Below are 11,583 nucleotides of genomic sequence, written 5' to 3' on the forward strand. Positions count from 1 at the left end.
TACTCCTCCTCTGAGCACTGCAAGACGCCCCGGGTGCGGCAGGCACTGCTGGCGGGCGCGTAACAGCTCGGGCAGTCGTGACGTCCAGCGCCAAACGTGGCCTGATTGGGCGTCACAGACGGCAGTCCGTCAGAAGCGGCAGCAGGCGGGCTGCGGGAGTTCGTGGCAGCCTGTTTCCGATCGCTCGAAGGGGGCGAAGCCTGAATCACCACTGGAGAGAGGACCTGGCATGCAGGCCGTCGCCGTTCGAGACCGCGCCGCCGGTGTCGAGGGAATGTCGCTGACGGAGGTGCCCTACCCCCACCTCGCTGAGAACGACGTCATCGTGCGCGTGCATGCGGCTGGGTTCACCCCGGGGGAACTCGCCTGGCCGGGAACGTGGACGGATCGCGCCGGGCGCGACCGGACACCGAGCGTACCTGGACACGAGCTGTCGGGCGTCGTTGCCGAACTCGGGTACGGCACCACCGGTCTCTCGGTGGGCCAGCGGGTGTTGGGGCTGGCCGACTGGACCCGGGACGGCTCGCTGGCCGAGTACACCGCGGTGGAGGCTCGCAATCTGGCCCCGCTTCCGGCGGACGTCGACCACACGGCGGCCGCCGCACTGCCGATCTCGGGGCTGACCGCCTGGCAGGCCCTGTTCGACCACGGCCGGCTTACCGCGGGGCAGACCGTCCTGGTCCACGGGGTCGCGGGCGGTGTGGGGTCGATCGCGGTGCAGCTCGCGCGTGAGGCGGGGGCGCGGGTGATCGGCACGGGCCGGGCCGGCGACCGGGACACCGCTGTCGGGCTGGGCGTGGATGCCTTCGTGGATCTGCAGGCCGATCGGCTGGAGGGCGTCGGGGAGGTCGATCTGGTCCTCGACGTGATCGGTGGCGAGGTCCAGGAGCGCTCGGCCCCGCTGGTGCGGGCCGGGGGCACGCTGGTCACCATCGCCTCGCCGCCCGAGGTCCGTCCGCGGGACGGCCGGGCCGTCTTCTTCGTCGTCGAGCCCGACCGTGCCCGGCTCGCGGACCTGGTCCAGCGGCTCAGGGACGGACGGCTCAAGCCGATCGTCGGCGAGGTCAGGGCGCTGACGGAGGCGCCCGCCGCGTTCGCCCCCGGCCGCCGTGCCCGTGGCAAGACCATCGTCCGGGTCATGGACGGCGGATAACCGGCGGCAGAGTGCGCGGACGCCTGGCCCCCCGGGCTGCCTTCACGGCCCGAAGCCCGCGCCGTACTTGCGCTGCCATGCAAACCACTGGACGGGTGAACACCCTCATGAAACAGTCCGGGGTCGTGAGCGACGACTTCAAGCGCGTGGAAACGCACACCTGCCCGATGTCCACCTGCGCCGCCCCTCCAGGCTCCCCCTGCCGCACATCCAAGGGGAAGCGGCGATCCAGTACCACACCGCCCGCTTCCGGGTCGTGCCCCAGCTCGCCAAGGCGCTAAACGTCCCCACCCCGCCCGTGCGCAAGCCCGGCACGGTGTGGACCGAGCTGCCCCGGCCGGCGGGGTCATTCTCGACCAGCGGGACGATGCACTCCAGCAGATCAGAACCGCGCCTTCGCCTCTGGTCCGTTCAGCGTTTTCCCGGGAACGGGAACAGGCCGTGGAGGCGCTCATGGCCGGCGTGGAGGCGTGCTACATCTGCTGCCCGGAGACCGAACTCGGCCTCTGACCTTGTACTGGCCTCGGTGGTATAGCCAAGGCCGGCCGGGCGAGGCAGCGCCGCGTATACGCGGGCCCGGACGCCCGGCTCTCCGGGCACGCGTCGCACGCGGGCGACTCCGGAGGTCATCCACAGCGCATCCAGGTCCGTTATCGCGGCCTGGGCGGTTGCCTCATCAGCGGCGGCGATGTCGAGTACCAGCAGGCCGGGTTCGCCAAGGTGCTGCTCGTCGATGCGTTCGTCCATGTCTCCACCCACGACACGGTGGTCGGCCGCAGTTCGCCGTCGCCTGCAGCACCACCCTTGTGGGTGACCGAGGGCAACGGATCCTGACATGTAAGCATGCGGGGCGATACTGCCGTCCCCAACGGCACAGTGTCCGACCCCACGCCTACGCTGCAAGCCAAACCAGTGATCAAGGGGGCAGGGCGTGCAGATTAGGCGTCACCAGGTGGGCGGGGCAGCGGTCTCGGCAGTACGCGACGACTTCGCGAACCGGATCGGCGGTCAGGTCCGGGCAGCCTTCGTCGTGGGGTGGTCAGGTGGCCGGTGCGGGCCGCGGAACTGACGCGGGGGCGGCGTCCTGGAGCGCGGTGAAGTGCCGGCGGGCGGCGGAGCCGGGGCCCAGGACCAGACTGTCGGGCGTGAAGTGCGGTTCGCCAAGGTGGCGTTCGAGGGCGGGCAGGTAGTTCCAGCGCACGCTGGGGTGGGCGGAGTGGGCGTAGTGGTGCGGGTCTCCGTAGGGAGCCAGGTCGCCGCGGCGAGGTGGGCCAGGGCGCGGTTGCGGGGGGGACAGGCGCAGGCAGCGACCGGCCTCCACCCAGGCCGGCTCGCCGCCCGGGATCGACAGCGGCCACTGTTGCGCGCGCTCTCCCTCCGCACCCAGCGGATGGCACTCAACGTCCGCCTGCTCCTGCGCGCCCTCAAGCTCGTGGGCGTCGTCGAGCACAAGGTCGGCACCGTCGAAGGCCACCGCTGAGGTCGGGTTTGTGGCCCATGGCAACGACGCCGCCACTGGGGCTCTTCATGCTCGGGTTGCCAAATATGAGCCTAGAAAGTAGTTCCCACTTGGAAAGTGACTTTGCGTGCGGGAGTGAGTGGATGGACGAGTACCAGGCGGGCATGGACGTTGTGACCCGTCAGCGCCAGGCCGCGGCTGCGCGGATTCGGTTGGGCTGGTGGTTTCCGGTGCTGATCGCGGTGTCCTGGGCGCTTGCGGTCAGCAGTGCGTTCCCGGCGGTCGGTTACCGGCACTTGGGTATTCCGGACCTGCCGTACGGCCAGATCGGCGGTCTGCTGTTCACGGCATTGATCGTGGTGTTCTCCGTGCGGTGTGGGACGAATCGGCAGGATGTGTCGCTGTTCACGGTGTATCCGTCGTTGCGTCGACGCTTCCCCGCGTTCGTCCTGGCGTGCCTGGGCAGTTTGGCGGTGGTGTTCGGGCTTGGCTGGCTGAGCGATTCGTCGAGCAGCGCCGCATGGGCGGCCGTCGTGGTCGCGGTGGTCGCCGGAGGCGTGATCGCGTTCCTCCTGACCTGGATGGCTGCAGGGATCCGTGGCGACATCCTGACTGGGGGCCAGCGGCGGTGACCGACACATCCGTGGGGCTGGACCCCGTGATCCATCAGCTGCCGAAGCTGTCGATCTGTGCGCTGCTGGCCGCAGGCCCGCAGTGGGTAGAGTTCCGCACGGTCCGGGAGACGACGGGGCTGAGCGATTCGATGGTCTCTAAGCACAGCCGCGCCTTGGAGGACGCGGGCCACATCGAGATCCGCAAGGGTGGGATCGGGCGGCGCCCGTGCACCTGGTTCCGCATGACCCCGCTGGGCCAGGCCCGCTACGGCCGACACGTCGCGGCACTGCAGCGGCTACTCCAGCGTGAACCTGACCAGGACACCAACCCGGACGCCTGACTACCGCGTACGCGAAAGTAGCGATCGTGCGGGAGCCGTGACTGCGCCTCATCCGCACAGAGGGCTGCCGGGCACCTCGAATTCTTGAGGTGCCCGGCAGCGTCTGATCGAACAGCTACATGCCCAGGCAGGTCGCTACGAGGTTGCTGTAGTACAAGGACAGGGCCGCCGCGCACGCAGGCCCCGCGGCAAAGCAGGGCGCCGCGATGAGCCCCTGGACCCAGCCGGGAACCCCGTTGTCATCCAGGCATTTCTTAACGTCGTCCCAGTAACCCGATGCCTGCTGGATGTGACCACCCGAAGTGAAATCCGCCTGCAGGATGTGACCACCCGAGGTCGGCTTCGGCACAGGACCGGTCGCCGGGGACGACGAGCCGTTACCCGAGGCGCTCACGTGCTGCGTGAGAACTCCGTCCTTCCAGGCCGTCAGCACCCCGGAATTCGGTCCCGTGGGCTTGAACTGCGACTCGTTGCTGTGCAGCGCACCGTCCTTGCCGATCTGCACCGTCAGGCCGCTCGCGGCAAGCAGTCCCGCACCTTGGATGGGGATCGCCAGGAGAGTACCGTCCGGTCCGACGACTGCGCGAGCGCGCTCGATCGCCAGGTGCGCGCCCTCGGGCAAGTGCGTCGCCAGCTGACCGGAGGCTATCTCCTTCTTCACCCGCGCCACAGCGTCGGCCTTGACCTTCGCCGGGGCCGCTGCATGGTCCTTGCGGAACTGCTGCAACGCGTCCTTGAAGTTCCGCGCCGCCTTGTCATTCCCAGCCACCTGGACCGCCGCAGCCGCTTGCCCCGCGACTGCAGGCACCGACCCGGTGCCCGTCGGAGCACTCGCACCGGCCCCACTCCCGACGGTAAGCACCATCGTCATCGCCACCCCCGCAGCTACCGTCGAGAACCCCGAGGCGACCACAGCAGCGACCGTCGGAACACTCCACCTTGTTCTACGCACAGATTCTTCCCCGCTATTCCTTGACGCAATGCCGAGGGAAGAGGGCATAGCGGAGTACCGGCGTGAAGCCTGCAAGCAAAGCCGAGCCCCCGTCTTCTTCCCCCAATTTCCATACCGCCGGCCCTTTTTCACAGGTCGCGGCCGGTCGGTGCCGTGAAGCCAACACACGAGTTTTGAACGATCCAAACGATCGACGGGGTAAGCGACATCTCGGCTCATCGCCCTTTTCTCACCCCGCTTACTTCGCCACTAAAACGGTCATTGCGGGAGCTACTCCGCTCTTCATCGCCTTCCGGATCCTGCGACAAGCTGCGTAGTTTCTACGTCATCACCCTCTGCCTCGGCTTCGTGGTTGGTGCCGCAATGCGGGCTTGGAATACTGCGGAAGTTGCCGCACAGCGTTGTGAGCAATGTCCGTTGACAGTCGCCGCGCACGTGGCGCGGCCGCAGTTCCACAGGATTCGCAGGTATTCTCCACTTCAAGTTCGGTGACCTAGACGGATTCCTGGCTATGTCGGCCTTAGAACGCCCGCTCGTTCGCAGCGGATACGTCGCCGCGGGCGGAATATGGAGCTGTTGGAACGGCTCAACAGCCGTTCTCAGTAGGGAATTTGTGCGCTTGCAGCGCGTGCATGGTGCCGGCGCCGCTGGATCTGGTCAGGGCCCCTCGTACACCCAGGCTCGGCCGGATTGCCGGTACTCCTCCACCGGGATCGGATCGATGCCGGTCCGCATGCGGGCGGTGTACAGCAGCCCGTCGAGATGGTCGATCTCGTGGTGGATGAGGCGGGCGAGGCCGCGTTCGTACACCCGGCCTGGGGCAGGTCCTGGCTGCGCTGACCCTGTTCCTCCCCTGGGGGCGCGGGACGCGGGGTCCGACCGTGGCCCCGCCGGTCCCCGTACGGTCGGTCACGCTCGCCGAAGTCGCCGACGAAGACGAGCACGCCGTGGAGAAGCTCCACCTTCTGCGCGCCGGTGGGCCACCGGCTGAGCAACGCTTCCGCGGTCATGCGCGCCGCCGCCGGCGGCAAGTCCGGTCCAGGCATCAGCGGCCTTCTCCCAGGCGGTGAGCGAACGTGCCACTACCGCAGTCGTTCGGCCTGATAGTGCTGATCGTGGTGCTGGATCGCGCACCGGGGAAAGGCCCGAGCCATCCAGTCTTCTGATGCGCCGGTCTGGCGCAGCGTCTCGATCTGCCGGTCGAAGTCGCGCCCTTCAGGGCTCGCGTGGACGCGTAGGTAGAGGGTGTCGTCCACGCCGGTGTTGTGGCCGTCGAAGTAGAAGGAGCAGGTGTGCCCCCACTGATAGGGGGCGTACGGTTCAGCGCAGCGGCAGAACCGGTGGGACACGTTCACCGGCAGGCCCCATCGCGGGTGGCACAGCTGCTGCAGCAGCTGGTCGTGCCAACGGGCACGAGGATGGGCGGTGCGGGCGTCGATCTTCCAGCTGTCGCCGTCGACCCAGCACTGGACGCGGTAGACGGCGCTGACGGTATGGAAGAGAGCAATACGCCGTAGCAGGGCACTTCCCACCGCGGCCCGCCTGGCTCGCGAGCGTTCGAGACTGGGAAAGGCAGTGAGATAGGCGGATTCCACGAGATCGAGTCCCGGGGTCCTCCAAAGCGGCCGCACACCGTTGCCTTCGCACCAGTGACGGTGCCGGCGCTCGACTTCCTCCCAGCCTTCCGGCAGCCCACTGGGAAGAGCGAGCACGAGACTCGCTGCTCGCCCGAGGCCATCCAGCATGTGCAGTCGCAGATGCCGGCCGCGGGCCTCGATGCCACTCACCCGCAGGCCGGGGATCCCGGACAGGTCGTCGCCGCTGCCAGGTGCGGGAGCTGCGGGCAGCAGACGACTCAGGCAGTGCTCGGGGAAGGAGTGCCGCTCCTGGCCGATGTAGGCATCGAGGTGCAGGGTGAGGGAGGTGCTGGAGCTAGCCTCGATCTTTCGTGACGGCTCGTTGGTTCATCTGGCGGGCCGTTTCGGCTTGTTGGGCAGGGTGAGGGCCCGGCTGTCGCGTCGGGGGGCGCCGGGTTCCACGGTTCCGGAGGGCTGGTTCGGGCTCGTCGGGACGGGTGGATCTGCTGGTCAGCCAGGGTTCGGGAGGGCGTGGAGCCGTTCGGTCGCGTCCGTGATGAGGTGGGTCCAGGGCCAGTGGGCCGCGAATCTTAGGTACCGGCGGCGGGCGGTGGTGACGAGTTGGGCCGCGGCGGAGAAGAGTCGCAGGCGCAGGCGGCGGGGTTCCCATCTACGGGTATGGCCGGTCAGGGCGAGCATCGGCATCCAGGCGAGCAGGTCGAGGGCGATCTGGACGATCTCCAGCCAGATCCGGTTCTGCGCACTGTCGTGGAAGGGGAGGTTGCGTAGGCCGGTGGCGCGGGCGGCGCGGATGCGGTCCTCGGCGCGGGCACGTTGGCGGTGCCGTAGCCCCAGTGCGGCGATCGGTGTGTTGTTGGTGTTGGTGGCGAAGCAAGTCAGCCGCATCCCGTCGGCGTCGGTGAAGCGCAGCTGGGCGCCGGGATGGGGGCGTTCTTTGCGGACGATCAGCCGCATGCCCTTGGGCCAGTCTTTGAGCACGTCGCCGTCCAGCTCGGCCACCCAGGCACCGTCGCGGACCTCGCCGTCGGGCTCGACGGCCACCGTCCAGGCGGACGCGGGAACCTTGAGGACGGCCTGGTGGATGGCGTCGGTGATGGTCATCCCGACCGAGTACGACAGCCACCGGCCACGCTTCGTCAGCCAGGCCACGAACTCATGGGTGCCACCGCCCGAATCACAGCGGATCAGTGTCTGGCGTCCGCGCCGGTACTTCTTCGGCAGCTGGGCCAGCGCGAGCCCGGCGGTGGTGATGTGGTCGGCGGCGGTGTTACTGCCCGCGTTGCCCGGCCGCAGCAGGCCCGCGACCGGCTCTCCGCTGCCGCCCGCTCCGTGGTCGACGAAGCCCATCAGCGGGTGGTGCCCGAACGTCTTCTTCCACGTCGCGGCGGCGTCCTGCTTCTCGGAGTGCGCAAGAACGAGCACCCCATCCAGATCGACGATCACCTGTCCGCCGGCATTCGGCGCCGAGACACCGGCCAACTTCCATACGTATTCACGGACCTCAGCGCGTGCCGAGCGGACTGCCGCCAGGGCCTTGTCTCCCGCCGTGGCGAGGGTGTCGATGAGACGGGAGACGGTCGGATCGGATGCCACCGGCCCGAACACGCCCGGTTCGGCCCGCACAATTCCCACGTCAGCAAGGCAGTCTCCGCCGAGTGCGACCGCGACTGCCACATCCAGCAGGACTTTACCCGGATCGTGCACCGCACGGGGCTTGCGCCACGGCGACAGCGCCGCCGATATCGCCTGGTCCAGCCCGGTCTTGCGGACCGTGTCGACCAGCAGCACGGCTCCCGCCCGCGAGACCACTGCCCCGCCGGCCTCGACGCGGACACGCGGGTAGGACCCGATACGCTTCTTCACCTGGGAAGTGCCTCCGACGGCGGCGGGAACAAAGACCTCAGCAATCCTCATTCTCACTGGTCAGAGGCACTTTCTGCTTTCTTGATCAGTGGCCGGACAGCCCGCTTCGTCAAAGCGCGAGATCAGCGGGTACCGCGCGCTGTCTTCGGCGCGGGCCACCAGGCTGCGTCCGAGATCGGGGTCGCTGGTGAGCCGGTGAGCCGGGGGACGACATCGGTGACCACGGAAATCTCGCCCCTCTCGATCGCCTGGTACCACGAGATCCAGGTCTCGATCTGTTCCCCGCTCATGCCCAGTCGCCATCGCCGTGTGAAGGCGTCCTCGAGGGTCTCGGGTTCGAAGCGGTAGGGCCGGCCGGTGGCTGCGGCGATCCTGGTGACCGCTTCGTCGAGGGTCAGGGCCTCGGGCCCCGTGATCTCAAGGGTCGCGCCGTCGTGCTCGGAGCAGGGACCCTCGTCGAGGGCGACGGCCGTGATCACGTCGGCGATGTCCTCGTGGGTGACGAAGGCGGCCCGGCCGGTGCTCGCGGGGCCGCTCACGACGAACTCCTCGTTGGCGAGGGCGGCCGGCGTCGAGGTGTAGAAGCCCGCCCGGAGCACCGTGTGGCGGATCCCGGCCCCTGCCAGGAACTGTTCGGTCAGCCACTGGTCGCGGGCGTTGGTGTAGGTGGCGGCGGGCGCTGCGCCGACGAGAGATACGTACAGGACCCGGTCCACGCCGACCGCGATCGCGGCCTCGACTGCGGTGGCGTGTTCCTCCAGCCGGCGCCCTGTGCGGTGTCCGGAGACCAGGATGAGGGTCGACGCGCCCTCGAGCGCCTTGCGCATGGCGTCGGCATCGGCGTAGGCGGCCGGACCGCGCCGCTGGGCGCCTGGCAGTTCGGGCATGCGATCGGGGCTGCGTCCGACGAGGAGCTGGGGGACGCCGTGGCCCGCGAGTCGGGCCGCGATCCGGCCGCCCAGCGCCCCAGTCACCCCGGTGACTGCCACCGTGGCATGGATCTTCTCAGACATGGGTTTCCCTCCGTCCGGGGCCGCTGTCGGTCGCGGAACCCCTGTCTCCGATTCGGTAAGCGAACGGTTTCTCAACCTCAACGCATGGACTCCCGCTTCAGTGCGGTGGTCCTGATCGGCACAGCGAGCGGTGGCAGTGAGGTGCCGCACCGGAAGACTCATCCGGTCAGGTCCGGATCGTTGGGGTGCGGCTGCAGGGCGGTGATCACCGCCGTCGCCCAAGGCCACAGGGGCAGGCTTCCGAGGACCTTCTCACGCAACTCCGCCTCGTCGTCGGCGCGCCACACGCCGATGACACGATCCTCCCCGACCGGGCGCCACAGCCGGAACAAGTGACCTTCGGCGGCGAGCTCCTTGGCTCGCACAGCTTCGGCGGCGCGGCGCCGGTCGACTTCTGCTTGGTCGGTCCCCTCGGGCACACGGGCGGTCAGCTCGACCAGGAACTCCTTCATGGTCTCTTCCTCTCTTGTTTCTTCGGGCCTGTTTCTTCGGGGGACGCAGGGCTTCGCGACCGTTTGCGAGGAGCCCTGAGGGGGCCGGAAGAGTCGGTTCTGCCCGCATGCAAACAGGCCGCTATGTGGAGTGCGCCTGCCGCCTGGAGGTCTGCGACTGCATCTTCGACCGGTTCGGGGGCGATCGGGTCGCGGCGACCGGTATGCCGGAGACCTGCCGTCCCTGGTATGCGTCCCGGCCGGAATGCCTATCCTGTGGGTCCCGGCCGATCCGGAGCTCATCGCGTCGGTAGACGACACTGCGAAAGTGCCCCTCGACCTGCAACACCACGGAGCACGCGCCATGCAGGGTGCCGTCGTAGGTGTGGCCCAGCGTGTCGGGGCACTTGCCGCCGCGGTGTGGTGCATCTTCCAGGCCGGCCAGGTGGTCAGCCGCTCACTGACTGCCTTCGACGACTAAACGGTGCGGTAGAACTCGGCTGCGGTGAAGGTGGCGGGGACGCCGAGTTCGGCGGCGACCGTGGTGATCGCGGTGTCTGCGGCGGCGAGGTCGGTTTGGCCGTCGGTGGTGAAATACGGTGCGATGAACTTCTCGTAGTGCGCTCGGACTTCGTCTGCGGTGTGTCGGCCGAGGAAGGTCTGCAAGTACCGCACCGTGGTGTCGGGGTCGTTGTGGATCGCCTGCAGGGCGCGCCGGTGGGCTCGTACGACCGCCTGGACCGCGGGGTCCTCCGGGTCGGTGTAGGTGGGGTCGACAGCAACGCCTACGGTGGGAATCTGGAAGTGGTCGCCGACAAAGGCCAGCAACTGCCAGCCGAGCTCGGCGGCGATCGCCTCCGGTGCCATGGTGTCACCGACCATGGCGGCGTCGATACTCCCGTTGCGCAGCCGGCGCAGGTCCATGCTGTAGTCGCCGGGCCAGCGGACGATGCTCTGCACGTCGCGGTCCGGGTCGAGACCGGCCTGACGCAGAATGATCCGGGTGAAAACCCCGGGGCCGGTGTGAGGAGGGGTTACCGCCAGCCGTTGGCCGGCCAGGTCGGCCAGGGAGGCCAGGCCGGAACGGGCGAGGAACCAGAACAGCGGGTGGGCGGTGTTGACATTCAGCGCGACCCAGGGGATGCCATCGTTCAGCCGGGACAGCAATGTTCGGCCGAGTCCGATGACTGCGCCGCGGCGCAGCCGCTCCGCGTCCCAGGTGCAGCCGTCGCGCAGTGCGACGTGGACGCCCTCGTCGGCGTAGAAGTCCTGCTGGTCAGCGATGTAGGTGACCAGTTCCTCGTGCGGGCCCCGCCCGACGTAGGCGAGATCGATCATGTGCATGAACGTCTTCCTATGGGGTGACGATGTGCCGAATGCGGTCCGGCCGTCGGCCGGACCGGGACGCTACGGCCCCGTGCGCGCAGGACAGGGGGAGAACATGGACATGCCGCTGCTGACCGCGGCCGTGGTGCCGGGTCACCCGGCCGGCCCGAGCAAGCCCAAGAATCAGGCTCCGGCGATGGTCCGGCCCGGCATCGGCTCCGCGAGCGCGGCCCGCCGGGCCGGCGCGCCGAAGGGGTCGGCGAAGTACTGCGTCTCGTGCACCACGTGCTGGTCAGCGAATTCCATGATGCTCACCGAATACGAAGGCACACCGCCGTAGGTGATGACGCATTCACTCACCCACAGATTCGCATGGCCGGTGATCCGCTGGACGGCGAAGTGCCGCTCGGCCGGGTGCCCGCCGCGCTGCGCCAAGATTGCCGCTCGGCCCCGGAACCGCTCGCCTGACTGCGGGTAGTCCAGGATCGCGTCCGTGGCGTAGATGGCGTGCTCGGCTTCGGTGTTCCCGCGTTCCGAGGCCCGCCAATGCTCCTCGATCGCGGCCCTGGTTCGGGAGTCAGCATCCATGGCACCGCCCTTCCGTAGCGGTGACAGCCTAGGCACTCCGGCCCACAGCCGGCCCGGGGCAAGCCGGGCCTGGGTAGCCAGGTCCTCCCTTTGGCCGGATCGGAGGGCGGCAGCCGTCAACGTGGCAACGGCGTCGAGTGGTCGCCACCCGGCTCACCTCATCTTCGAGCCATTCAGTTGGGAGTTCTAACGAGTTGGTGCGTGATAGTGGGTGAGGGCGTCGTTGCTGGTGGGTGGCAGGATCT

13 protein-coding genes and 2 pseudogenes are annotated in these 11,583 nt (G+C 68.6%); 5 read left to right on the forward strand and 10 right to left on the reverse strand.

The genetic code is table 11. The features are described from left to right. Positions 1-229: 229 nt before the first annotated feature. Together IEZ17_RS25110 and IEZ17_RS44565 are read left to right on the forward strand one after the other, a co-directional pair. Positions 230-1,153, forward strand: a complete 924-nt coding sequence (locus IEZ17_RS25110; protein ID WP_189303763.1) for an NADP-dependent oxidoreductase — start codon at positions 230-232, stop codon at positions 1,151-1,153. A gap of 453 nt (positions 1,154-1,606) precedes the next feature. Next, complete coding sequence (locus IEZ17_RS44565) at positions 1,607-1,663, forward strand: hypothetical protein (RefSeq protein WP_373299924.1); 57 nt, start codon at positions 1,607-1,609, stop codon at positions 1,661-1,663. A gap of 54 nt (positions 1,664-1,717) precedes the next feature. On the opposite strand, the pseudogene IEZ17_RS44570 reads toward IEZ17_RS44565, so the two are convergent. Continuing rightward, positions 1,718-1,990, reverse strand: a pseudogene (locus IEZ17_RS44570) (DUF6207 family protein); the annotation flags it as partial. Between the two features lie 202 nt (positions 1,991-2,192). Continuing rightward, positions 2,193-2,627 (reverse strand): hypothetical protein, encoded by a 435-nt coding sequence (locus IEZ17_RS25120; protein ID WP_189303765.1) that lies wholly within the window; start codon positions 2,625-2,627, stop codon positions 2,193-2,195. Positions 2,628-2,755: 128 nt separating this feature from the next. Here IEZ17_RS25120 and IEZ17_RS25125 point away from each other — a divergent pair, with 128 nt between their 5' ends. Together IEZ17_RS25125 and IEZ17_RS25130 are read left to right on the forward strand one after the other, a co-directional pair. Next, positions 2,756-3,244, forward strand: a complete 489-nt coding sequence (locus tag IEZ17_RS25125) for a hypothetical protein (protein WP_189303766.1) — start codon at positions 2,756-2,758, stop codon at positions 3,242-3,244. Continuing rightward, positions 3,241-3,567 (forward strand): winged helix-turn-helix domain-containing protein, encoded by a 327-nt coding sequence (locus IEZ17_RS25130; RefSeq protein ID WP_229852616.1) that lies wholly within the window; start codon positions 3,241-3,243, stop codon positions 3,565-3,567. Before IEZ17_RS25125 ends, IEZ17_RS25130 begins: the two co-directional genes overlap by 4 nt. 115 nt (positions 3,568-3,682) lie before the next feature. Here the strand turns inward: IEZ17_RS25130 and IEZ17_RS25135 are convergent, their stop codons facing one another. The 6 genes from IEZ17_RS25135 to IEZ17_RS25160 all read right to left on the reverse strand — a co-directional run bounded on the left by IEZ17_RS25135 (position 3,683) and on the right by IEZ17_RS25160 (position 9,445). Continuing rightward, on the reverse strand, positions 3,683-4,444 hold the full coding sequence (locus IEZ17_RS25135) for a hypothetical protein (protein WP_189303768.1): 762 nt from the start codon (positions 4,442-4,444) through the stop codon (positions 3,683-3,685). A gap of 732 nt (positions 4,445-5,176) precedes the next feature. Then, positions 5,177-5,329 carry a peptide deformylase gene (locus IEZ17_RS25140; RefSeq protein ID WP_229852617.1) on the reverse strand — a complete coding sequence of 51 codons (153 nt, stop codon included), beginning with the start codon at positions 5,327-5,329 and terminating at the stop codon, positions 5,177-5,179. 272 nt (positions 5,330-5,601) lie between these two features. Next, positions 5,602-6,051, reverse strand: a complete 450-nt coding sequence (locus IEZ17_RS42810; protein ID WP_229852618.1) for a hypothetical protein — start codon at positions 6,049-6,051, stop codon at positions 5,602-5,604. A gap of 555 nt (positions 6,052-6,606) precedes the next feature. After that, entirely contained in the window at positions 6,607-7,980 is a 1,374-nt protein-coding gene (locus tag IEZ17_RS25150) for an IS1380 family transposase (protein ID WP_189303772.1), read from the reverse strand. A 122-nt stretch (positions 7,981-8,102) separates the two neighbouring features. Next, on the reverse strand, positions 8,103-8,993 hold the full coding sequence (locus IEZ17_RS25155; RefSeq protein WP_189303774.1) for an NAD(P)H-binding protein: 891 nt from the start codon (positions 8,991-8,993) through the stop codon (positions 8,103-8,105). 158 nt (positions 8,994-9,151) lie between these two features. Continuing rightward, a complete protein-coding gene (locus IEZ17_RS25160) occupies positions 9,152-9,445 on the reverse strand; it encodes a muconolactone Delta-isomerase family protein (protein WP_189303776.1) in 294 nt (97 codons plus the stop codon). A gap of 274 nt (positions 9,446-9,719) precedes the next feature. Between IEZ17_RS25160 and IEZ17_RS25165 the strand changes: the two are divergent. Beyond that, positions 9,720-9,905: pseudogene (locus tag IEZ17_RS25165) on the forward strand (IS982 family transposase); the annotation flags it as partial. Here the strand turns inward: IEZ17_RS25165 and IEZ17_RS25170 are convergent. Next, positions 9,902-10,768 carry an ABC transporter substrate-binding protein gene (locus tag IEZ17_RS25170; RefSeq protein ID WP_189303781.1) on the reverse strand — a complete coding sequence of 289 codons (867 nt, stop codon included), beginning with the start codon at positions 10,766-10,768 and terminating at the stop codon, positions 9,902-9,904. The pseudogene IEZ17_RS25165 and the gene IEZ17_RS25170 overlap by 4 nt on opposite strands. A gap of 165 nt (positions 10,769-10,933) precedes the next feature. After that, positions 10,934-11,338: a nuclear transport factor 2 family protein gene (locus IEZ17_RS25175; protein ID WP_189303782.1), complete on the reverse strand. Its 405-nt coding sequence runs from the start codon at positions 11,336-11,338 to the stop codon at positions 10,934-10,936. Positions 11,339-11,583 lie beyond the last annotated feature (245 nt).

Origin of the sequence: Streptomyces albospinus, assembly GCF_014648695.1 — a bacterium.
GTDB lineage: Bacteria > Actinomycetota > Actinomycetes > Streptomycetales > Streptomycetaceae > Streptomyces > Streptomyces albospinus.